17 protein-coding genes are annotated in these 22,757 nt (G+C 70.9%); 12 read left to right on the top strand and 5 right to left on the bottom strand.

The genetic code is table 11. The annotated features are described in order from the left end of the window. Positions 1 to 120 precede the first annotated feature (120 nt). Positions 121 to 1,107 carry a DNA polymerase III subunit delta gene (holA, locus tag PUR53_RS45100; RefSeq protein ID WP_329912336.1) on the top strand — a complete coding sequence of 329 codons (987 nt, stop codon included), beginning with the start codon at positions 121 to 123 and terminating at the stop codon, positions 1,105 to 1,107. A 196-nt stretch (positions 1,108 to 1,303) separates the two neighbouring features. Here holA and rpsT read toward each other — a convergent pair whose 3' ends face one another. Then, positions 1,304 to 1,570 (bottom strand): 30S ribosomal protein S20, encoded by a 267-nt coding sequence (gene rpsT, locus PUR53_RS45105; protein WP_129309226.1) that lies wholly within the window; start codon positions 1,568 to 1,570, stop codon positions 1,304 to 1,306. 224 nt (positions 1,571 to 1,794) lie between these two features. Here rpsT and lepA point away from each other — a divergent pair, with 224 nt between their 5' ends. Beyond that, positions 1,795 to 3,663 carry a translation elongation factor 4 gene (gene lepA / locus PUR53_RS45110; RefSeq protein WP_329912337.1) on the top strand — a complete coding sequence of 623 codons (1,869 nt, stop codon included), beginning with the start codon at positions 1,795 to 1,797 and terminating at the stop codon, positions 3,661 to 3,663. 244 nt (positions 3,664 to 3,907) lie between these two features. Continuing rightward, positions 3,908 to 5,785: an AMP-dependent synthetase/ligase gene (locus tag PUR53_RS45115; protein WP_329899579.1), complete on the top strand. Its 1,878-nt coding sequence runs from the start codon at positions 3,908 to 3,910 to the stop codon at positions 5,783 to 5,785. Positions 5,786 to 5,867: 82 nt separating this feature from the next. Here the strand turns inward: PUR53_RS45115 and PUR53_RS45120 are convergent, their stop codons facing one another. Both PUR53_RS45120 and PUR53_RS45125 read right to left on the bottom strand, forming a co-directional pair. Next, positions 5,868 to 6,440 (bottom strand): response regulator, encoded by a 573-nt coding sequence (locus tag PUR53_RS45120; RefSeq protein WP_329899580.1) that lies wholly within the window; start codon positions 6,438 to 6,440, stop codon positions 5,868 to 5,870. Continuing rightward, on the bottom strand, positions 6,437 to 10,585 hold the full coding sequence (locus PUR53_RS45125; protein ID WP_329912377.1) for a HAMP domain-containing protein: 4,149 nt from the start codon (positions 10,583 to 10,585) through the stop codon (positions 6,437 to 6,439). Before PUR53_RS45125 ends, PUR53_RS45120 begins: the two co-directional genes overlap by 4 nt. Positions 10,586 to 10,713: 128 nt before the next feature. Here PUR53_RS45125 and PUR53_RS45130 point away from each other — a divergent pair, with 128 nt between their 5' ends. From PUR53_RS45130 to PUR53_RS45140, 3 genes are all read left to right on the top strand, one after another. Beyond that, complete coding sequence (locus tag PUR53_RS45130; protein ID WP_329912338.1) at positions 10,714 to 13,386, top strand: ATP-binding SpoIIE family protein phosphatase; 2,673 nt, start codon at positions 10,714 to 10,716, stop codon at positions 13,384 to 13,386. Between the two features lie 143 nt (positions 13,387 to 13,529). Continuing rightward, the gene (gene hemW, locus PUR53_RS45135) at positions 13,530 to 14,762 is read left to right on the top strand and encodes a radical SAM family heme chaperone HemW (RefSeq protein WP_329912339.1); all 1,233 of its coding nucleotides are present in this window, start codon (positions 13,530 to 13,532) and stop codon (positions 14,760 to 14,762) included. Positions 14,763 to 14,861: 99 nt separating this feature from the next. Next, a complete protein-coding gene (locus PUR53_RS45140; RefSeq protein WP_329899431.1) occupies positions 14,862 to 15,440 on the top strand; it encodes a Uma2 family endonuclease in 579 nt (192 codons plus the stop codon). On the opposite strand, the gene PUR53_RS45145 is transcribed toward PUR53_RS45140, so the two are convergent. Both PUR53_RS45145 and PUR53_RS45150 read right to left on the bottom strand, forming a co-directional pair. After that, a complete protein-coding gene (locus PUR53_RS45145; RefSeq protein WP_329899430.1) occupies positions 15,418 to 16,233 on the bottom strand; it encodes a DUF3097 domain-containing protein in 816 nt (271 codons plus the stop codon). The genes PUR53_RS45140 and PUR53_RS45145 overlap by 23 nt on opposite strands. A 41-nt stretch (positions 16,234 to 16,274) precedes the next feature. Further along, positions 16,275 to 17,030: an MBL fold metallo-hydrolase gene (locus PUR53_RS45150; protein WP_329899429.1), complete on the bottom strand. Its 756-nt coding sequence runs from the start codon at positions 17,028 to 17,030 to the stop codon at positions 16,275 to 16,277. Positions 17,031 to 17,319: 289 nt separating this feature from the next. Here PUR53_RS45150 and hrcA point away from each other — a divergent pair, with 289 nt between their 5' ends. From hrcA to PUR53_RS45180, 6 genes are all read left to right on the top strand, one after another. Continuing rightward, positions 17,320 to 18,336 (top strand): heat-inducible transcriptional repressor HrcA, encoded by a 1,017-nt coding sequence (gene hrcA / locus PUR53_RS45155; RefSeq protein WP_045557495.1) that lies wholly within the window; start codon positions 17,320 to 17,322, stop codon positions 18,334 to 18,336. Then, the gene (dnaJ, locus tag PUR53_RS45160; protein WP_239754198.1) at positions 18,337 to 19,473 is read left to right on the top strand and encodes a molecular chaperone DnaJ; all 1,137 of its coding nucleotides are present in this window, start codon (positions 18,337 to 18,339) and stop codon (positions 19,471 to 19,473) included. 288 nt (positions 19,474 to 19,761) lie between these two features. Next, complete coding sequence (locus PUR53_RS45165) at positions 19,762 to 20,871, top strand: nitronate monooxygenase (protein ID WP_329899428.1); 1,110 nt, start codon at positions 19,762 to 19,764, stop codon at positions 20,869 to 20,871. Next, entirely contained in the window at positions 20,868 to 21,608 is a 741-nt protein-coding gene (locus PUR53_RS45170; RefSeq protein ID WP_329912340.1) for a 16S rRNA (uracil(1498)-N(3))-methyltransferase, read from the top strand. The genes PUR53_RS45165 and PUR53_RS45170 overlap by 4 nt, the downstream gene beginning before the upstream one ends. A gap of 46 nt (positions 21,609 to 21,654) precedes the next feature. Then, positions 21,655 to 22,047 carry a VOC family protein gene (locus tag PUR53_RS45175; protein WP_329899426.1) on the top strand — a complete coding sequence of 131 codons (393 nt, stop codon included), beginning with the start codon at positions 21,655 to 21,657 and terminating at the stop codon, positions 22,045 to 22,047. A gap of 96 nt (positions 22,048 to 22,143) precedes the next feature. Beyond that, entirely contained in the window at positions 22,144 to 22,695 is a 552-nt protein-coding gene (locus PUR53_RS45180) for a hypothetical protein (RefSeq protein WP_329912341.1), read from the top strand. The last annotated feature ends 62 nt before the right edge of the window (positions 22,696 to 22,757 follow it).

A 22,757-nucleotide genomic window follows, 5' to 3' on the forward strand; every position in this document is an offset into this window, starting at 1 on the left:
GACTGGTCGGTCGTTCGTCGGGTGCGGGTTTGCGGGGGGGTGCTCGCGCGGTTCCCCGCGCCCCTGGCGGGGCGTGGTTGCCTCGGGTGGTTGTCAGTGGGGCGTGCGATGCTGTCCGGGATGGCCAAGAAGACTGTGAATGATGATCCTCTCGCCCCCGTGACGTTGGCCGTGGGGCAGGAGGAGTTGCTGCTCGACCGGGCTGTGCAGGTGGTGGTGGCCGCCGCGAAGGCAGCGGATGCCGACACGGATGTGCGTGATCTGGCCTCGGACCAGGTGCAGCCCGGCACGCTCGCCGAGTTGACGAGTCCGTCGCTCTTCGCGGAGCGCAAGGTCGTGGTCGTGCGGAACGCGCAGGACCTGTCGGCCGACACGGTCAAGGACGTGAAGGCGTATCTGGGGGCTCCCGCCGAGGAGATCACCCTGGTGCTGGTGCACGCGGGCGGCGCGAAGGGCAAGGCACTGCTGGACGCGGCGCGCAAGGCGGGGGCGCGGGAGGTGGCGTGCCCCAAGATGACGAAGCCGGGGGATCGGCTGGCGTTCGTGCGGGGGGAGTTCCGGACGCTCGGGCGGTCGGCGACGCCGGAGGCGTGCCAGGCGCTGGTCGACGCGATCGGGAGTGATCTGCGGGAGTTGGCGTCGGCGGCGTCGCAGTTGGTGGCGGACGTCGAGGGGACGATCGACGAGGCGGTGGTCGGGCGGTACTACACCGGGCGGGCCGAGGCGTCGAGCTTCGAGGTGGCCGATCGGGCCGTCGAGGGGCGGGCGGCGGAGGCGCTGGAGGCGCTGCGGTGGTCGTTGTCGACGGGGGTGGCGCCGGTGTTGATCACCAGTGCGTTGGCTCAGGGGGTGCGGGCGATCGGGAAGTTGTCGTCGGCGCGGGGTGGGCGGCCGGCGGATCTCGCGCGGGAGCTGGGGATGCCGCCGTGGAAGATCGACCGGGTGCGGCAGCAGATGCGGGGGTGGACGCCTGAGGGGGTGTCCGTGGCGTTGCGGGCGGTCGCCGAGGCCGATGCCGGGGTCAAGGGCGGGGGGGACGATCCCGGGTACGCGTTGGAGAAGGCAGTCGTGGTGATCGCGCGGGCGGCCCGGTCGCGCCGGGGTTGAGTGGGTAGCTGCGCGGACATGCCGAAGGCCCCGCTGTTCGTCCCGGGGAAGGGGCGGCGGCGGGGCCTTCGGTTCGAGATGGGGGATCCGCACCCGCGTGGCGAACGCAGGCCGCGTGCGGATCCGGGGTGTCGGGTGGGAGCGGAGAGAGAGGGCCCGCTCTGGGTCCAGCCGACGGTCAGATCAAAGGTGAGGCTCAGCCCTTGAGGGTGGCGACCTTGGAAGCAAGCGCCGACTTCTTGTTGGCGGCCTGGTTCTTGTGGATGACGCCCTTCGAGACGGCCTTGTCGAGCTGACGCGCGGCAGCGCGCTGGTACTCGGTGGCCTTCTCGACGTCACCCGCGGCAGCGGCCTCGCGGGCCTTGCGGATCGCGGTCTTGAGCGACGACTTGACGGCCTTGTTGCGAAGGCGCGCCTTCTCGTTGGTCTTGTTCCGCTTGATCTGGGACTTGATGTTCGCCACGAAGGAGCCTTTTCAGCTTGGATTGCGCTTGGTTTTCTCTGGCTGTGCCTCCTGCAGAGAGGGCATGAGACACAGCGGCCCACGTTACCAGCAGCTCTCGCGTCGGCCCAAACCGGTCGCAGCCCTCCACCCGTGGGACCATGGTGCCTACGTACCGACCCGCCAGACCCGATCCGACCCGAGACCGCAGACGGCTGCGGACGCCTCAAGAATCAGGACCCTGCGTGCCCGCGATCCCTAGCCATGTGCCCGAGCCGAGCCGTACCGACCCGGCTCTGATCCGCAATTTCTGCATCATCGCGCACATCGACCACGGCAAGTCCACGCTCGCCGACCGGATGCTTCAGCTGACCGGTGTCGTCGAGCAGCGGCAGATGCGTGCTCAGTACCTCGACCGCATGGACATCGAGCGTGAGCGCGGAATCACGATCAAGTCCCAGGCGGTGCGTCTGCCCTGGGCGCCGACCGACGATCCGGGCAACACGCACATCCTCAACATGATCGACACCCCCGGGCACGTCGACTTCACGTACGAGGTGTCGCGGTCGCTGGCGGCCTGTGAGGGGACCGTCCTCCTGGTCGACGCCGCCCAGGGGATCGAGGCGCAGACCATCGCCAACCTGTACCTGGCGATGGAGAACGACCTCAAGATCATCCCCGTACTGAACAAGATCGACCTGCCGGCCGCCCAGCCGGAGAAGTTCTCCGAGGAACTGGCGAACCTCATCGGCTGCGATCCCGCGGACGTGCTGAGGGTCAGCGCCAAGACGGGTGTGGGGGTCGACGCGCTGCTCGACCGGGTCGTGGCGGAGGTTCCGGCGCCGGTCGGCGTCAAGGACGCGCCCGCCCGCGCGATGATCTTCGACTCGGTGTACGACTCCTACCGGGGCGTGGTCACGTACGTCCGTGTGATCGACGGGCAGCTCAACAAGCGCGAGCGGATCCGGATGATGTCCACCAATGCCACGCACGAGCTGCTGGAGATCGGGACCAACTCGCCCGAGATGCTCCCCGCGGACGGGCTCGGCGTCGGCGAGGTGGGCTACCTCATCACCGGTGTGAAGGACGTCCGGCAGTCCAAGGTCGGTGACACGATCACCAGCCAGGCGAAGGGGGCGACCGAGGCGCTCGGGGGGTACAAGGACCCCAAGCCGATGGTCTTCTCCGGGCTGTATCCGCTGGACGGGTCGGACTACCCCGAGCTGCGTGACGCGCTCGACAAGCTCCAGCTCAACGACGCCGCGCTCGTGTACGAGCCGGAGACGTCTGCCGCGCTGGGCTTCGGTTTCCGCGTCGGCTTCCTCGGGCTGCTGCACCTCGACGTGATCCGGGAGCGGCTGGAGCGCGAGTTCGGGCTCGACCTGATCGCCACGGCGCCCAACGTGGTCTACCGGGTCGTGATGGAGGACGGTACCGAGCACACGGTCACCAACCCGAGCGAGTTCCCCGAGGGCAAGATCAGCGAGGTGTACGAGCCCGTCGTACGTGCCACGATCCTCGCCCCGACCGAGTTCATCGGCTCGATCATGGAGCTGTGCCAGACCCGACGCGGCACCCTGCTCGGCATGGACTACCTGTCGGAGGACCGGGTCGAGATCCGCTACACGCTGCCGCTCGCGGAGATCGTCTTCGACTTCTTCGACCAGCTGAAGTCGAAGACGCGCGGGTACGCGTCGCTGGACTACGAGCCCACCGGCGAGCAGACCTCCAGCCTGGTCAAGGTCGACATCCTGCTGCACGGCGACAAGGTGGACGCCTTCTCGGCGATCACCCACAAGGACGCGGCGTACGCGTACGGGGTGCGGCTCGTCGCCAAGCTGCGCGAGCTGATCCCGCGGCAGGCCTTCGAGGTGCCCATCCAGGCGGCCATCGGCTCGCGGGTCATCGCCCGCGAGACCATCCGCGCCATCCGCAAGGACGTCCTCGCCAAGTGCTACGGCGGTGACATCTCCCGGAAGCGGAAGCTGCTGGAGAAGCAGAAGGAAGGCAAGAAGCGGATGAAGATGGTGGGCTCTGTGGAGGTTCCGCAGGAGGCCTTCATCGCCGTTCTGTCCAGCGATGACAGCGCCGGCAGCGGCAAGGGCAAGAAGTAGCCACCGGTTACCCCGGGAAACTTGAGTGGAGCGTGGGCTCGTCGCGTGTCGCCGCGACGGGCCCGCGTGTGTTCGTAGGGTCGTTCTCGGTGGAAAGTGACCTGCCGCCGCCCCTTACCAACCGGCGGACCGCGCTCTACCCTGATCACCACTCGATGGTTACTCGCGAGTTAAACAACAGCCGCTTTGAGCCAGCCGCACAGTCCGTGAGCCAGCTGTACTGTCGCGTGCCCCGGAGGATGTCGTGAGCGACACACAGACCCTGATCGAGAACCGTCCGCCCTCGGTGGCGGCCCTCTTCCTCGAGCGCGTGGCGGCCACGCCCGACGGCGAGGCCTACCGCTACCCGGTGCCACCGGCCTCCGGGGAGGGGCCCTCCGACTGGAAGTCGCTGAGCTGGGCGCAGTCGGCCGAACGGGTCTACGCCGTCGCGGCCGGACTGATCGAGTTGGGGGTGCAGCCCGAGCAGCGGGTGGCCCTCGCCTCGTCGACGCGCATCGAGTGGATCCTCGCCGACCTCGGCATCATGTGCGCGGGCGCCGCCACCACGACCGTCTATCCGCAGACCAACGCCGAGGAGTCCGCGTACATCCTCTCGGACTCGTCCAGTCGGGTGCTCATCGCCGAGGACGCGGCGCAGCTCGCCAAGGCCCGGGAGAAGAAGGCCGAGCTGCCCGAGCTGACGCACGTCGTGGTCATCGACACCGAGGGCGCGGACCTCTCCGAGGACTGGGTGCTCTCCCTGGCCGAGCTGGAGAAGCGCGGCGCGGCGTACCTGGAGAAGAAGCCCGACCTGATCAAGGAGAAGGTCGGCGCGATCACCAAGGACCAGCTGGCCACCCTCATCTACACCTCGGGCACCACGGGCCGCCCCAAGGGTGTCCGGCTGCCGCACGACAACTGGTCGTACATGGCGAAGGCGATCGCCGCGACCGGCCTGGTCAGCGCCGAGGACGTGCAGTACCTGTGGCTGCCGCTCGCGCACGTGTTCGGCAAGGTGCTCACCAGCGGGCAGATCGAGGTCGGGCACGTCACCGCGGTCGACGGCCGGATCGACAAGATCATCGAGAACCTGCCGGTGGTGCAGCCGACGTACATGGCGGCCGTGCCCCGCATCTTCGAGAAGGTCTACAACGGCGTCGTCGCCAAGGCCCGCGCGGGCGGCCCGGCCAAGTACAAGATCTTCCAGTGGGCGGCCGGCGTCTCCCGCGAGTACGCCAAGACCAGCCAGGACAACTTCCGCCGCACCGGCACGGCCTCGGTGCCGTTCGCGCTGGGCGCGAAGCACGCGGTCGCCGACAAGCTGGTGTACGCCAAGCTCCGCGAGGCGTTCGGCGGCCGGCTGCGGGCCTGTGTCTCCGGCTCGGTCGCGCTGGCGCCCGAGATCGGGTTCTTCTTCGCCGGCGCCGGTATCCACATCCTGGAGGGCTACGGCCTGACCGAGACCTCGGCGGCGTCCTTCGTGAACCCGGGCGAGGCGTACCGCACCGGTACGGTCGGCAAGCCGCTGCCCGGCTGCGAGGTGCGGATCGCGGACGACGGCGAGATCCTGCTGCGCGGTCCCGGTGTGATGGAGGGCTACCACGGGCTGCCGGAGAAGACGGCGGAGGTGCTGGAGGCCGACGGGTGGTTCCACACCGGTGACATCGGGGAGCTGTCGCCCGACGGGTATCTGCGGATCACCGACCGGAAGAAGGACCTGTTCAAGACGTCCGGCGGCAAGTACATCGCGCCGACGGAGATCGAGGGGCAGTTCAAGTCGCTGTGCCCCTTCACCTCCAACGTCATGGTGATCGGCGCGGACCGGAACTTCTGCACGGCGCTCATCGCGCTCGACGAGCCGTCCCTCCAGGGCTGGGCCGCGGAGAACGGGCTGGGTGGGAAGTCGTACGAGGAGATCATCGCGGCGCCGGCGACGGTGGAGATGATCGACGGATACGTCAAGCAGCTCAACGAGGGGTTGCAGCGGTGGCAGACGGTCAAGAAGTTCCGTCTTCTGCCGCGGGATCTCGATGTCGAGCACGGTGAGCTGACGCCGAGCCTGAAGTTGAAGCGGCCGGTGGTGGAGAAGGAGTACCAGCACCTGATCGAGGACATGTACGCCGGGGCGCGGGAAGCGTAGCGCCGTTCGCAGGGGGTGGCGGGGACTGCTTGGCGGCTGCGGGTTCGTCGTGGCTGGTCGCGCAGTTCCCCGCGCCCCTGCGTTACGTGCGGTCCTCCCCTGTCACCAGTTGGCGTAGGTCTCGGATCTGTATTCGGACCTCCGGCAGGTCCGGGGCCGCCTCGGACAGCTGCTTCTCCAGGGCCGCCAGGCGGGCGTCCACCTGGTCCGTGTGTTCACGATGGCTCGTCAGCAGGGTTTCCAGTTGGCGGGTCTTGCGGTGCAGGTCCAGGAAGACGCTGACCTTCGCCCGTAACACCCAGGGGTCGAAGGGCTTGGTGAGGTAGTCGGCGGCGCCGGTGGCGTAGCCACGGAAGGCGTAACCGGCGTCGGCGTCCGTGCCGGTGAGGAAGATGATCGGGACGTCCTTGGTCTGGTCGAGGCGCTTGATGTGGGCGGCGGTCTCGAAGCCGTCCATGCCGGGCATCCGGACGTCGAGCAGGACGACGGCGAAGCGGTGCCGCAGGAGGGCCTTCATCGCCTCCTCGCCCGAACGGGCGCGGACGAGCGGCTCGTTGAGGGATGCCAGGACGGCCTCCAGGGCTAGCAGGTTGTCCTCCATGTCGTCGACGAGGAGGATGCCCGCGCCCGCGTCGGTCCGGTCCTGAGTGGTCATGGTGAAGGTGCCTCGTTCTCTTCGGTGCGTTTCTCGGGGGACGGCTCGGCGCTCTCCGGGCCCTGCGGGGCTTCCGGGTCGAGGACCGCGCAGACGACCGTGAGCAGCTGGTCGACGTCCACCGGCTTCGGTACGTAGTCGTTGGCGCCGCGCGCGATGGACTTCTCGCGGTCGCCGGGCATCGCCTTGGCGGTGAGGGCGACGATGGGCAGGCCCGCCCAGCGAGGGGTGCGGCGGATCGCGGAGATCGTCTCGTAGCCGTCCATCTCCGGCATCATGATGTCCATCAGGACGAGTTCGACGTCCGGGTTGCGCTCCAGGGTCTCGATGCCCTCGCGGCCGTTCTCCGCGTACAGGACGGGCATGCCGACACGGCCCAGGACATGGGTGAGCGCGAAGACGTTGCGGATGTCGTCGTCGACGATCAACACCCGGCGGCCGGGCAGGACCTGGCCCGCGCGGCCCACCTTCCACGCCTCCAGCTTGGTGGGCGCCGGCCAGGAGTCGTCGCTGTCGTGCGCGTCGCCGTCGTACGCGGCCGGGTACGGCTCGGCGGTCAGTTGTTCGGGGACGAGGGTGCCGTGCTCCTCGACCACCGGGCCCGTCACCCCGTGGCCCGGGCTGAAGACCGGGACGTACAGGGTGAAGGTCGAGCCCTTGCCGGGGACGCTCTCCGCGATGATGCGGCCGCCGAGCAGGCCGGCGATCTCGCGGCTGATGGACAGGCCGAGGCCGGTGCCGCCGTACTTGCGGTTGGTGGTGCCGTCGGCCTGCTGGAACGCCTCGAAGATCACCGGGAGTTTCTCGGCGGCGATACCGATGCCGGTGTCCGAGACGGCGAAGGCGATCACCTCGTCGTGGTCCTCGCGCGTGTACCGGTGCTCGGGGTCCTTGATACGGCTGACGGTCAGCTCGACCCGGCCGGACGCGGTGAACTTGATCGCGTTGGAGAGGAGGTTGCGCAGGATCTGCTGGAGGCGCTGCTCGTCCGAGTACATCTCGCGGGGGACGTCCTCGCCGACCGTCACCTCGAAGGACAGGCCCCGGTCGAGGGTGAGCGGCCGGAACGTGGCGTGGACGTAGTCCAGGAGCTTGATCAGCGGGAGGCGCTTCGGGCGTACGTCCATCCGGCCCGCCTCGATCTTCGAGAGGTCGAGGATGTCGTTGATCAGCTGGAGGAGGTCCGAGCCCGAGCGGTGGATCGTCGTCGCGAACTGCACCTCCTGGTCGGTGAGATGGCCGTCCGGGTTGTCGGAGAGCAGTCGCGCCAGGATCAGCAGGGAGTTCAGCGGGGTGCGCAGCTCGTGGGACATGTTCGCCAGGAACTCCGACTTGTACTGGGAGGACGTGGCCAACAGTGCCGCCTTCTCCTCCAGTTCGGCGTTGGAGCGCTGCAACTCCGCCTGCTGCATCTGTAGTTCGTCGGAGCGCTCCTGGAGCTGCATGGCGAGGCGCTGGGACTCGCCGAGGAGGGACTCCGTACGGGAGTTGGCGATGATGGTGTTGATGGCGACGCCGATGGTGTTCACGAACTGGTCGAAGAAGGCCAGGTGCACATCGGAGAAGCGCGAGAAGGAAGCAAGCTCGATCACGCCGAGGAGCTTGTCCTCGAAGAGGATCGGGATGATCACGACACTGGAGGGGGAGGCCTCGCCGAGGCCGCTGTTGATCTTGATGTAGCCCGGTGGGGCCTCCTCCACCAGGATCCGCTTCTTCTCCCGGGCCGCCTGCGCCACCAGGCCGTGCACGGGCAGGCCGCCGGTCTCCACGGTCGCGCCCTGCGCCGCGCCGTAGCCCGCGATGAACGCGAGGCCCTTGGTGGGCGCCACCGGGAGCGGGGCCGCGCCGTCCTCGTCGGGGTCGGCCAGGTAGAAGGCGCCGTACTGGGCGTTCACCAGCGGGGTCAGCTCGCGCAGGATCAGGTCGGCGACCTCCATCAGGTCGCGGTGGCCCTGCATCAGGGCGGCGAGGCGGGCGAGGTTGGACTCCAGCCAGTCCTTCGCCCGGGTGGTCTCGCGGAGGTTGGCCACCATCAGGTTGATGTTGTCCTTCAGCTCGGCGACCTCGCCCTGCGTCTCCACCGTGATCGAGCGGGACATGTCGCCCTGGGCCACGGCGGAGGCGACCTCGGCGATCGCGCGGACCTGCGTGGTCAGGTTCGACGCGAGCTCGTTCACGTTCGTCGTCAGGCGCTTCCAGGTGCCGTAGACGCCCTCGACCCGTGCCTGACCGCCGAGCCGGCCCTCGGAGCCGACCTCGCGGGCGACCCGGGTGACCTCGGAGGAGAAGGAGGAGAGGGTGTCGACCATCGTGTTGATGGCGGTCTTCAGCTCCAGGATCTCGCCGCGCGCGTCCACGTCGATCTTCTTGGAGAGGTCGCCGTTGGCCACGGCCGTGGTCACCTGGGCGATGTTCCTGACCTGTGAAGTCAGGTTGTCCGCCATGTAGTTGACGTTGTCGGTGAGGTCCCGCCACACACCGGACACGCCCAGCACCTGGGCGCGGCCGCCGAGCGCGCCGTCGGTGCCGACCTCGCGGGCCACCCTCGTCACCTCGTCGGCGAAGGCGCGCAGCTGCTCCACCATCGTGTTGACGGTGTCCTTCAGTTCCAGGATCTCGCCGCGCGCGTCGACGGTGATCTTCTTGGAGAGGTCGCCGTTGGCGACGGCGGTGGTGACCTGGGCGATGTTGCGGACCTGCGACGTCAGGTTCAGGGCCATGAAGTTGACGTTGTCGGTGAGGTCCTTCCAGACGCCGCTGACGCCCCTGACCTGCGCCTGGCCGCCGAGGTTGCCCTCGGTTCCGACCTCGCGGGCGACGCGGGTGACCTCGTCGGCGAAGGCGGAGAGCTGGTCGACCATCGTGTTGATCGTCGACTTGAGTTCGAGGATCTCGCCCTTCGCCTCGACCGTGATCTTCTTGCCGAGGTCGCCCTGTGCGACGGCGGTGGAGACGAGGGCGATGTTGCGGACCTGCGAGGTCAGGTTGTCCGCCATGAAGTTGACGTTGTCCGTGAGGTCTTTCCACACTCCGGAGACGCCCCGGACCTGGGCGCGGCCGCCGAGGTTGCCTTCCGTGCCGACTTCGCGGGCGACGCGGGTGACTTCGTCGGCGAAGGCGGAGAGCTGGTCGACCATCGTGTTGATGGTGGACTTCAGCTCCAGGATCTCGCCCTGCGCATCGACGGTGATCTTCTGGCTGAGGTCGCCGTTCGCCACCGCCGTGGTCACCTGGGCGATGTTGCGGACCTGCGAGGTCAGGTTCGACGCCATGAAGTTGACGTTGTCGGTGAGGTCCTTCCAGACCCCGGAGACGCCCCGGACCTGGGCGCGGCCGCCGAGCTGGCCCTCGGTGCCGACTTCGCGGGCGACGCGGGTGACTTCGTCGGCGAAGGCGGACAACTGGTCGACCATCGTGTTCACGGTGAGCTTCAGTTCGAGCAACTCACCGGTCGCCTCGACGGTCACCGTACGGGTGAGGTCGCCGCGCGCCACCGACGTGGTCACCAGGGCGATGTCCCGCACCTGCGCGGTCAGCCGGGCGGCCATGGTGTTGACCGCCTCGGTCACGTCCCGCCAACTCCCCGACAGGCCACGGACCTTGGCCCGGCCGCCGAGCCGACCCTCGGTGCCGACCTCGCGGGCGACCCGGGTGACCTCGCCGGTGAACAGGGACAACTGGTCGACCATCTTGTTCACGGCGCTGCCCAACCGCCTGAGGTCGCCCCGGAGTTGACGGTTGCCGTCGTGCAGGTCGACCCGCTGGGTGAGGTCGCCGCCGGCCACCGCGTCCAGGACCCGGGTGGCGTTGGCGGCGGGGGCGACCAGGGCGTCCAGCGTCTGGTTCACGTCGTCGACCCGGGTCGCCCAGGCGCCCTGGCCCGGGCTGGCCGACAGTCGCTCGTCGAGACGGCCGTGCCGGACCAACTCCCGCCGCACCCGCTGCACTTCGGTGCCGAAGTGGGTGCTGCGGTCGATGATCTGGTTGAAGAGGGCGCACAGCTCCGCCACCGGGGCGGGGCCCGCCTCCGGGACCTTCGTGAAGCTGCCGTCGCGGGCGGCGGTCATGGCCGCGGTCAGCGCGCGGAGATCGGATGCCCGGATCAGAACGTCCGTTTGGCTGTCTTTTTGACCGTCTCGGAGCATCCGCGTAGCACTGTTCTCACTCATGGTGGCCCACTTCGGTAACTCGGCGCTTATGGGCGTGGTCAGTCTGTCACTCTGTCCGTGCCGCCTGAGGCCTATTCGTCCGAACTTTCTCAGGGAGCCGTTCAGTGGGGGCCATTCCGACGCAACGGGAGACCGTGTCGTGTGCGCCCGATGCGCCCGCGCGCGTCGGGGCGGACGCGCTGGCTGCCGAATCCGCGTACGCGGGCGCGGACCGGCGCGCGGTGGTGCATGTGTCGCTGCCCGGCGGGCCGCTCGCGCCGGGGGCCGCCCGGCGCTTCGTCGGTACCGCGCTCGCGGAGTGGGCCGAACTCGATCTGCCGGGCGCCACGGCCCTCTCCGCGCGCCTCGTCGAGGACGCCCTCGTGGTGGTCAGTGAGCTGGTCACCAACGCCGTCGTCCACGCGGGCACGGACGTGGAGCTGCTGTGCCGTGTGGGGCGCGACGACCCGGCCTCCGCCGGATGGCTGCTCGTCGAGGTCTCGGACCACCATCCCTCCAGGGCGGTACGGGACGAGGGCGCCGAACGCCCCTACCTCGTCGAACGGCCTTACGGGGCCGCCGAGTACGGACGCGGCCTGCGCCTGGTCGCCGCGCTCGCCGAAGCCTGGGGGATCACCTACCGGACCGGCGTGAAGACCGTCTGGGCCCGGCTGTCGGTCGACGGGGCGATGGCGGTGGAGGACGCGTTCGGGGCGTACGGCGGTGAGGTCTCGGGGCCGGAGGCCGGGAGGGCGGAGAGGGCCGAGGGGGTCGAGGGAACCGGAGGAGCCGAGGCGGCCGAGAGGGCCGTCGAGGGGACTGCGGGGGGTGCGGACTGGCGTGCGCTGGCGTACGCCGGCGAGGAGGAGCTGCGGGGCGTCGACAGCGCGCTGGCGTACGCCGGTGCGGAAGAGGCGCGGGGACCCGATGGTGCGCGGGCGTACGCCGGTCGCGTCGGATACGGCGCCGAGGGCGTCCGTGAGCAGGGCTCGGACCCGGTCGATCTGGTCGCTCCCCTGCCCCGGCACGGTGTGGAGCGCGACCGGGAGTGGTTGAACCGGGGCGCGCTGTCCTTCCTGGCCGAGGCGTCCGATCTGCTCGCCGGGCAGCTGGACGAGGACCTGGTCGCCGCGCTCGCCGGGCAGCTGCTGGTGCCGAGGCTGGCCGACTGGTGCGCGGTGTGGCTGGAGGACGAGGGGCTCGGCTGGCGTGGTGGCGACGGCTCGTTCGGTCCCGCACCACGGCTCGCCCGCGTCTGGCACGGCAGCGAGAACCGCATCGAGGAACTGCGCCGCGCCCTGGAGAAGAACCCACCCCGACTGCCCGACTCCGTACGGTCGCGGGCGGTGCCCGTACCGTGGCCGGAACCGGCCGACGAGAACGGGCCGCCCGGAACGGACGGCTGCGGGCCGACGGAGTGCGGCGGGGGCGCGTCTGCGGGGCAAGGCGGAGGCGCGTCTGCGGGGCCGGGCGTGGGCGGGTCTGCAGGGTCGGGCGAGGGCGGCGCGGTGGAGGCGGGTGCCGGCGGGCCGGGGCTGACGGGTGTCGACGGGCGGGGGGAGACGGACGGCGTCCGGCCGGAGGGGGCGATCGACGCCCGACCGGCGGAGACGGACGAGGACTCGCCGACGGGGCACCGCCGAAGAGGCCCGGGAGATACCGGCAGCGGCCCACCGCCGGGGAGCTGTGGCAGCGGGCTTGCGGGGACGGGTGACGGCGGGGCGGTGCAGGCGGAGGGCGACCGTTCGGCGGGGACGCGGGGCGGTGGATCTGCGGGGCCGCGTGACGGCGGGGCGGTGTGGGAGTGTGACGGCCTGTCGGCCGGGGAGCGCGGTGGCGGGGCCGCGCTGGCCTATCGGCTGATCGCCGGAGGGCGGCCGCTCGGGACGCTCGTCATCGGGCGGGCCGGGGTGCTGCGGTTCCCGGACGAGGTGACCGGGCTGGTGGAGGACCTGAGCCGGCGTATCGCGCTGTCGATCGGGGCGGCCCGCCAGTACGCACGCCAGGCGACCATCAGCCGCGTGCTCCAGCGCGGCCTGCTGCCGGGCGCGGTCGCCGAGATCCCCGGAGTGTCGAGCGCCCTGGTGTACGAGCCGTGCGACAAGGGCGGACCCAGCGGCGACTTTTACGACCTGTTCCCCGCCGGCCGGGGCCGCTGGTGCTTCGCCATCGGCGACGTCCAGGGCAAGGGCCCCGAGGCGGCCGTGGTCATCGGTCTCGCCCGCCCCTGGCTGCGGCTGCTCGCCCGCGAGGGCTACGGCGTCGCGGACGTGCTCGACCGCCTCAACCAGCTCCTCCTCGACGACGCGACCGAGGCCGCCGACGCCGCCGCCCGCGCCCTCGTCACGGCCGGCGACCCCGCCCTCGTCGACCCCGACGGCCCCCAGACCCGCTTCCTCTCCCTCCTCTACGGCGAACTCGTCCCCGTCCCCGGCGGCGTCCGCTGCACCCTCGCCTCCGCAGGCCACCCCCTGCCCCTGCTCCTGAGCCCCGACGGCGACGTCCGGACCGTCGCCGAGCCGCAGACGCTGCTCGGGGTGATCGAGGACACCGAGTACGTCTCCGAGACGTTCGAGCTGCGCTGCGGCGACACGCTGCTCTGCGTGACCGACGGGGTCACCGAGCGGCGCAGCGGCCCGCACATGTTCGACGACGGGGACGGCCTCGCCACCGCGCTCTCCGGCTGCGCCGGCCTCGACGCCCAGCTGATCGCCGAACGCATCCGCCGACTCGTCCACGAGTTCGGGCAACGGCCACCCGACGACGATCTCGCGCTGCTGGTGCTGCGGGCGGAGTAGCGGCCGGAGCAGGAGTCGGAGCAGGGCCGGGGCAGGGCCGGAGCAGGGCCGAAGCCGGGCCGAAGCCGGGCCGGAGCACGGGCACGACGACGGTGGATCAAGGGCGGACCGAGGACCGGCGGGGTTGCTGGACAATGGAGGACATGCCTTCCGCACTCCCCGACGGCGAGCCCGTCCCCGACGACGGGGCGTTGCCCGCGCACGCCCTGGCCGACGCGGCCGAGCGTCCCCTCGGGTTCTACCTCCACGTCCCGTACTGCGCGACCCGCTGCGGCTACTGCGACTTCAACACCTACACCGCCACCGAGCTGCGCGGCACCGGCGGCGTCCTCGCCTCCCGCGACAACTACGCCGACACGGTCGTCGACGAGATCCGCCTCGCCCGCAAGGTCATGGGCGACGATCCGCGCCCCGTCCGTACGGTCTTCGTCGGCGGCGGCACGCCGACCCTGCTCGCCGCCGACGACCTCGTACGGATGCTGGGGGCGATCCGGGAGGAGTTCGGTCTCGCGGACGACGCGGAGGTGACGACCGAGGCGAACCCGGAGTCGGTCGACCCCGCGTATCTGGAGACCCTGCGCGCGGGCGGCTTCAACCGGCTCTCGTTCGGTATGCAGAGCGCGCGGCAGCATGTGCTGAAGATCCTCGACCGTACGCACACGCCGGGGCGCCCCGAGGCGTGCGTGGCGGAGGCGCACGCCGCCGGCTTCGACCACGTCAACCTCGACCTGATCTACGGCACGCCCGGCGAGTCCGACGACGACTGGCGGGCCTCCCTGGACGCCGCGCTCGGCGCCGGGCCGGACCATGTCTCCGCGTACGCGCTGATCGTCGAGGAGGGCACGCAGCTGGCGCGGCGCATCCGCCGTGGCGAGGTCCCGATGACCGACGACGACGTGCACGCCGACCGCTATCTCATCGCCGAGGAGATGCTCTCGGCCGCCGGGTTCGACTGGTACGAGGTCTCCAACTGGGCCACGTCCGACGCCGGGCGCTGCCTCCACAACGAGCTGTACTGGCGCGGCGCCGACTGGTGGGGCGCGGGGCCGGGTGCCCACAGCCACGTCGGCGGGGTGCGCTGGTGGAACCTCAAGCACCCCGGGGCGTACGCGGGCGCGCTGGCGGCGGGGAAGTCGCCGGGCGCCGGGCGTGAGCTGCTGGCGGACGAGGACCGCCGCGTCGAGCGCATCCTGCTGGAGCTGCGGCTGCGGGAGGGGTGCCCGTTGTCGCTGCTGCGGGAGGAGGGCCTCGCGGCGGCCGGCCGTGCCCTGTCCGACGGCCTCCTGGAGCCGGGCCCGTACGAGGAGGGGCGCGCGGTGCTCACCCTGCGGGGGCGGTTGCTGGCGGACGCGGTGGTGCGGGATCTGGTGGACTGATCACTCGGGTGGGTGAATCACCCCGAAACGGAGGTTCGGTCCCTAACCTGATTCGTAGTCTGCCGCCGACAGTACGCGGCGGATATGGAGGCCATGGAGATGACCGCTGTGGACGAACGCGACATGACCAGGTACTTCGAGGAGCTTGAGCCTCCCGAGGGCGTCAAGGTGGAGCTTCTCCGGGGAGTCATCGTGATGATGGCCAGCCCTGACATCGTGCACAACTTGATCGTCGCCGATGTGCAGGACCAGATTCCGCGATCGCGCTGGTCTCGTCTTCAGACGCAGGACGTCGACATCCCGACTGAGCCCAGTGAACCGGTGCCGGATCTCGTGATCGTCGCCCGGGACCTTTTGCCTGACTCGGGCCGACTGCTGCCGTCCGCATTGGTCACCATGGTGGTGGAGGTCGTCTCCAAGTCCAGTGTTCACCAGGACTACGAGGTGAAGAGGTCGATCTATGCGGCGGGCAAGGTGCCCGCATATCTCATCGTCGATCCGATCATGGCGCAGTGTGTCCTGCTGACGAAGCCTGAGGGCGTGGGTGAAGACGCCAACTACCTGACGCAGCAGGTCGTCAAGTTCGGTGACCCGGTGGCGTTGGAGAGCGTGGGAGTCGAGCTGGATACGAGCGACTTCGGCACACTGCCCGGCATCAGGCCTCACCGCTATCCGTGACGAAGTCGATCAACTCCTCCACCCTCCCCAGCAACTCCGGCTCCAGATCCCTGTAGGAGCCGACCCGCGCCAGAATCGCCTGCCACACCGCCCCCGTGTTCTCCGCGGGCCACCCCAGCGCCCGGCAGACCCCCGTCTTCCAGTCCTGCCCGCGCGGCACGCGCGGCCACGCCGCGATGCCCACCGACGACGGCTTCACCGCCTCCCAGATGTCGATGTACGGGTGCCCCACGACCAGCGCGTGTTCGCTCGTCACCGACCGCGCGATACGGGACTCCTTGCTGCCCGGGACCAGATGGTCGACCAGGACCCCGAGGCGCGCGTCCGGCCCCGGTGCGAACTCCGCGACGATCGCGGGCAGGTCGTCCACGCCCTCCAGGTACTCCACCACCACGCCCTCGACGCGCAGATCGTCGCCCCAGACCTTCTCGACGAGTTCCGCGTCGTGGCGGCCCTCGACGTAGATGCGGCCGGCCCGGGCCACGCGCGCGCGGGCGCCCGGGACGGCCACCGAGCCGGAAGCCGTGCGGGACGGGCGGGCGGGGGCCGACGACGCGGGGCGGACCAGCGTCACCACCCGGCCCTCCAGCAGGAAGCCCCGGGGTTCCAGCGGGAACACGCGGTGCTTGCCGAAGCGGTCCTCCAGCGTCACCGTGCCCGCCTCGCAGCGGATGACCGCGCCGCAGAAGCCGGTGGTGGGCTCCTCGACGACCAGCCCGGGGTCGGCCGGGACCTCGGGGGCCGGCTGGGGCTTCTTCCAGGGAGGGGTCAGGTCGGGTGAGTACTGGCGCATTCGGATGACGATAGGAGAAGCGGCGCCCGGATACGCCGTACTCAGTCCGACACGCCGAAGCGCCGTGCCAGGGCGTCGCGTTGGGCCCGGACGAACGCCGCGTCCACCACCGCCCCGTGACCGGGGACGTACAGGGCGTCCTCGCCGCCGAGGGCCAGCAGACGGTCCAGCGCGTCCGGCCAGCGGGACGGGACGGCGTCGGGGCCGGCCTGGGGTTCGCCGGACTCCTCGACCAGGTCCCCGCAGAAGACGACCTCCGGAGAACCCACGGACCCCCCGGTGGCCGGTGTGCCCGGGACCAGGACCACCAGGTCGTGTGCGGTGTGCCCCGGCCCCACGTTCGCCAGCAGCACCTGGTGACCGCCGCCCAGGTCGAGCGTCCACTCGCCGGAGACCCGGTGGCGGGGCAGGACGAGGAGGTCGGCGGCCTCGGTGGCGTCCGCCGGGGGCAGACCGTGGTGCACGGCGTCCGCGCGGAGGGCGTCGCGGTCACGGGCCAGGACACCGTCGACGCCCACCGCGCCGAAGACCTCCACCCCGGCGAACGCGGCCGCCCCGAAGACATGGTCGAAGTGGGGGTGGGTCAGCGCGAGATGTGTCACACGCGCGCCACCGAGCAGTCGGCACGCCTCGGTGCGCAACCGCGCGCCCTCCCGCAGGCTGGAACCCGCGTCGATCATCAGGGCCGCGCCGTCCCCGGCCACCAGCCCGACCGTGCAGTCCCAGCCGGGAAGACGGCACCGTCCGACCCGTGGCGTCAATCCCTGCCACCCGCACTCTTCCCAAGTCACCGTCATGCACCGACGCTAGCTGTAGCCCGGCGCCCGCCGGTGAAGGAGGGCGCGGGGAGGGCGCGAGGAGGGCGCGGGGAGGGTGTGAGGGAGGTCGCGCGACCTGCCGCCCGGCGGTGGTCGCGAGGTGGCCCGACATCGGCGGACAGGTCGGTACACGTCGACATGACATGGCTGGACCGGCCTTGCCGGGGGCGTACCCCACCGCCGTACACTGGGCGGGGAGTGTTGGCACTCGCCCGGGGTGAGTGCCAAGGGGGAGTCACACGAGAGCGAGCTGGAGGTGTGCGCGACGATGCTCAGTGAACGCAGGCTCCAGGTGCTGCGCGCCATCGTCCAGGACTACGTGGGCACCGAGGAGCCGGTCGGCTCCAAGGCGCTCACGGAGCGGCACAACCTGGGGGTCTCCCCGGCGACCGTCCGCAACGACATGGCGGCGCTGGAGGACGAGGGCTTCATCGCCCAGCCCCACACCAGCGCGGGCCGCATCCCCACCGACAAGGGGTACCGGCTCTTCGTCGACAAGCTGGCGGGCGTCAAGCCGATGACCCCGCCCGAGCGGCGCGCCATCCAGAACTTCCTGGACGGCGCGGTCGACCTCGACGACGTGGTGGCGCGGACCGTGCGGCTGCTGGCGCAGCTGACGCGGCAGGTCGCCGTCGTGCAGTACCCGTCGCTCACCCGCTCGACCGTGCGGCACGTGGAGCTGCTGTCGCTGGCCCCGGCCCGGCTGATGCTCGTGCTGATCACGGACACCGGACGGGTGGAACAGCGGCTGGTGGACTGCCCGGCGCCCTTCGGAGAAACGTCACTCGCGGACCTTCGCGCCCGGCTGAACAGCAAGGTCGCGGGCCGCCGGTTCACCGACGTGCCCCGGCTGGTCGAGGACCTGCCGGAGGCGTTCGACGTCGAGGACCGGGGCACGGTCTCGACGGTGCTCTCCACCCTGCTGGAGGCACTGGTCGAGGAGAGCGAGGAGCGGCTGATGATCGGCGGTACCGCCAATCTCACCCGCTTCGGACATGACTTCCCCCTCACCATCCGGCCCGTTCTGGAAGCCTTGGAGGAGCAGGTCGTCCTCCTCAAGTTGCTTGGTGAGGCCGGGGATTCGGGCATGACCGTACGCATCGGTCATGAGAACGCGTATGAGGGACTCAACTCCACGTCCGTCGTCTCCGTCGGCTACGGTTCGGGCGGCGAGGCAGTAGCGAAGCTGGGCGTGGTCGGACCTACGCGCATGGACTATCCGGGAACGATGGGAGCGGTACGAGCGGTGGCACGGTACGTCGGACAGATCCTGGCGGAGTCTTAAGTGGCCACGGACTACTACGCCGTGCTCGGCGTGCGCCGCGACGCGTCCCAGGACGAGATCAAGAAGGCGTTCCGGAGGCTCGCTCGCGAGCTGCACCCGGACGTCAATCCCGATCCGAAGACACAGGAGCGGTTCAAGGAGATCAACGCCGCCTACGAGGTGTTGTCGGACCCGCAGAAGAAGCAGGTCTACGACCTCGGCGGCGACCCGCTGTCCCAGGCCGGCGGCGGAGGCGCGGGCGGCTTCGGCGCGGGTGGCTTCGGCAACTTCTCGGACATCATGGACGCGTTCTTCGGTACGGCGTCCCAGCGCGGCCCCCGGTCGCGCACGCGCCGGGGCCAGGACGCGATGATCCGGCTGGAGATCGACCTCGACGAGGCGGCCTTCGGCACGACGAAGGACATCCAGGTCGACACGGCCGTCGTCTGTACGACGTGCAGTGGCGAGGGGGCCGCTCCCGGCACCACCGCGCAGACCTGTGACATGTGCCGGGGCCGTGGTGAGGTCTCGCAGGTCACGCGGTCCTTCCTCGGTCAGGTCATGACCTCCCGGCCCTGCCCGCAGTGCCAGGGCTTCGGCACGATCGTCCCGAACCCGTGCCCCGAGTGCGCGGGCGACGGGCGGGTGCGGTCGCGGCGGACGCTGACGGTCAAGATCCCGGCCGGTGTCGACAACGGCACGCGGATCCAGCTGGCCGGTGAGGGCGAGGTCGGGCCCGGTGGCGGTCCCGCCGGTGACCTGTACGTCGAGATCCACGAGCTGCCGCACCCGATGTTCCAGCGGCGCGGCGACGATCTGCACTGCACGGTGACGATCCCGATGACGGCGGCGGCGCTCGGCACGAAGGTGCCGCTGGAGACGCTGGACGGGCTGGAGGAGGTCGACATCCGGCCCGGCACGCAGTCCGGGCAGTCGATCCCGCTGCACGGGCGCGGTGTCACTCATCTGCGGGGTGGCGGGCGTGGGGATCTGATCGTCCACGTCGAGGTGCAGACGCCGTCGAAGCTGGACCCCGAGCAGGAGGGGTTGCTGCGGCAGCTGGCCGCGCTGCGGGGGGAGGAGCGGCCGACGGGGCAGTTCCAGCCCGGTCAGCAGGGGCTGTTCTCTCGGCTGAAGGACGCGTTCAACGGGCGCTGAGTGGGTGTGTTGGCGGGCGCGCTGAGTGGGTGCGTCGTCGGGTGCGGCTGCGTGGGGCTTCTCGCGCAGTTCCCCGCGCCCCTGAAGGACCAGGCCCGCGGGCCTGGAAGACCATGGTCCTGCGGGCTCTGGAAAGCGACGGGGCTGCGGGGGTGAAAAGCACGGGGCGCAGCCCCTGCTTTTCAGGGGCGCGGGGAACTGCGCGACCAGCCCCCACCCGCCCGCACCCGACGAACAACCCCCCGTCCCCGATTCGGCTCCACCCGGAGGGCGTGGCACCATGCCGTCATGTCCTCCGCACTGACCGATCTCGTCCCGCTCCCGATCGTGCAGGCCCCGATGGCGGGCGGCGTGTCCGTGCCGCGGTTGGCCGCCGCCGTGTCCGAGGCCGGCGGGCTGGGGTTCCTCGCCGCCGGGTACAAGACGGCCGACGGGATGTACCAGGAGATCAAGGCGCTCCGGGCGCTCACCTCCCGCCCCTTCGGCGTGAACCTCTTCATGCCGCAGCCGGAGTACGCCGAGCCCGCCGCCGTCGAGGTCTACGCGGAGCAGCTCGCCGGTGAGGCCACCTGGTACGACGCCGAGCTGGGCGACCCGGACAGCGGACGCGACGACGGCTATGAGGCCAAGCTCGCCGTGCTGCTCGACAACCCGGTGCCGGTGGTGTCGTTCCACTTCGGCTGCCCGACGCCCGAGGTCATCGACTCCCTCGCCCGCAAGGGCACCCTCACCCTGGTCAGCGCGACCTCGGCGGAGGAGGCGCAGGCCGTGGAGCGGTCCGGGGCCCACGCCGTGATCGTGCAGGGCGTGGAGGCCGGCGGCCACCAGGGCACCCACCGCGACGACCCCGAGCGGGACCGCGCCGGCATCGGGCTGCTCTCGCTCGTCGCCCAGGTCCGCGAGGCCGTGGCGCTGCCGATGGTCGCGGCCGGCGGCATCATGCGCGGCGGCCAGATCGCCGCCCTCCTCACGGCGGGCGTGAGCGCGGCCCAGCTCGGTACGGCGTTCCTCGCCACCGCCGAGTCCGGCGCGCATGCCGTGCACAAGCAGGCCCTGACCGACCCTCTCTTCGTCCGCACCGAGCTGACCCGCGCCTTCTCCGGCCGCCCGGCCCGGGGCCTGGTCAACCGGTTCCTGCGCGAGCACGGCCCGTACGCGCCCGCCGCCTACCCGGAGGTCCACCACCTCACCTCGCCGCTGCGCAAGGCCGCCGCCCAGGCCAGGGACGCGCAGGGCATGGCACTGTGGGCCGGGCAGGGCCACCGGATGGCCCGCGCGCTGCCCGCCGGGGAACTGGTCGAGGTACTGGCCGCCGAGATCGCCGCCGCACAGGCCGAGCGGGCCTCCGCCCAGGTCGGCAGCGGCCAGGGCGGTCAGGCCGGGAGTGAGGGGCGATGACCGCACCCGTGTTCGTGGTCGACCGGTTCGACGGCTGGGGCTCGGAGATCGTGCTCGACGGCCCCGAAGGGCGACACGCGGTCTCCGTGAAGCGGCTGCGGCCCGGTGAGGACGTGGTCCTCACCGACGGGCGGGGCCGGTGGGTGGAAGGCGTGGTGAAGGCAGCCGAGGGCAAGGACCGGCTGGTCGTCATGGATGTGGGGGAGCTGCGGGAGGAGCCGCCCGCGCAGCCCCGGATCACCGTCGTCCAGGCGCTGCCCAAGGGCGACCGGGGCGAACTGGCCGTCGAGACCATGACCGAGGTCGGTGTGGACGCGATCGTGCCCTGGGCCGCCGCCCGCTGCATCACCCAGTGGAAGGGCGACCGAGGGCTGAAGGCCCTCGCCAAGTGGCGGGCCACCGCCCGGGAGGCGGGCAAGCAGTCCCGCCGGACGCGGTTCCCCGAGGTCGCGAACGCGGCCACGGGCAAGCAGGTCGCGGAACTGCTGGCGAAGGCCGACTTCGCCGCGGTCCTGCACGAGAGCGGCGACGAGACACTGGCCACGGCGGAACTGCCGACGGCCGGGGAGATCGTGCTCGTCGTGGGGCCCGAGGGGGGCGTGTCGCCGGAGGAGCTGGCGCTCTTCGGCGAGGCGGGCGCGGGGGCGTACCGACTCGGGCCCAGTGTGCTGCGCACGTCGACCGCCGGAACGGCGGCCGGGGCGTTGCTGCTGGGCCGAACCGGACGCTGGTCCTGACCGCCACCCGGTCCCGACCGGTGTCCCCGACCCCTCAGGGAGCATCGTGGAACTCGCCCAGGTAAGACTGCTCGTCTCCGACTTCGCCGTGTGCTACCGCTTCTACGCCGATGTGCTCGGGCTGAAGCCGCAGTCCGGGGCGGTCGACGGGCCGTACGAGAAGTTCAGCCCCGCCGTCGGGTCCGCGGGGATCGCCCTGCAGGACCGGGCGATGATGGCCGAGGTGCTCGGGGAGCTGGCCGACGCGGCGAACGGACACCGGTCGCTGGTCGTCCTGCGCGTCGACGACCTCGACGCGTACTGCGAGCGCATCACCTCGTTCCGCGTACGGCTTCTGCACGGACCCGCACAGATGACCGACCGGATGCGGGTGGCCCATCTCAAGGACCCCGAGGGGAACTTGGTCGAGCTGCAGGAATGGCTGCTGATGAGCGGCTGACGCCCCCCGCCGGTGTCCCCCGCCCGGTCCCCCGTCCCGGTGGCACGGCCGCACGCGGTCTTCCGTGCCGCCGCGGGCGGTGGCAGGCTGCCGGGCATGGGGGCATGGAAGCGTCTCAGGGCGTACCGGACGGGCGGGCGTCGGCTCCTGCTGGGAGCCGGGCTCGGGGTCTGCGCGGTCGCGGGGCTGGTGGCCTGCGAGGGCGGCGGACTCAACACCGGCGCGGTCGCGTTCACCACGGACCAGCTCGCCACCAAGGAGCTGGAGCGGGAGGGCCTCGACGTCCAGTGGCTCACCTGCACGGCGTCGTACGACGGCGACGGCGAGGGCGGCGGGAGATCCGCGTCGCCGTCCTCCTCGGTCGCCACCGTCGCGAAGGTCGACTGCCAGGGCGAGGACAAGGAAGGCCGGGACATCACCGTCACCGGGAAGGTGACCAAAGAGGTCAACGGCAGGTGCGTACGCGGGGACCTGACCGCGAAGGTCGACGGCAAGGAGTGGTTCCACGTCGAGGGGCTCGGTGACTGCGACGCCCCCGAGTCCGAGCAGCCGGGCGCACCGGGGCAGCCGGGCCCGACCGCGACGGTCACCGTCACCCAGACCATCTGGTGCCAGAAGGACCCGGCGTGCGTGCCCGAGGGCAAGTGAGGCATGGCCCGGGGCGACTCGGGCCCGGTGCGAGGGACATGATCCAAACCCCTCCCCATCAG

The sequence above is a fragment of the Streptomyces sp. SP18BB07 genome, from assembly GCF_036322545.1.
GTDB classification, from domain to species: Bacteria; Actinomycetota; Actinomycetes; order Streptomycetales; family Streptomycetaceae; genus Streptomyces; species Streptomyces deccanensis.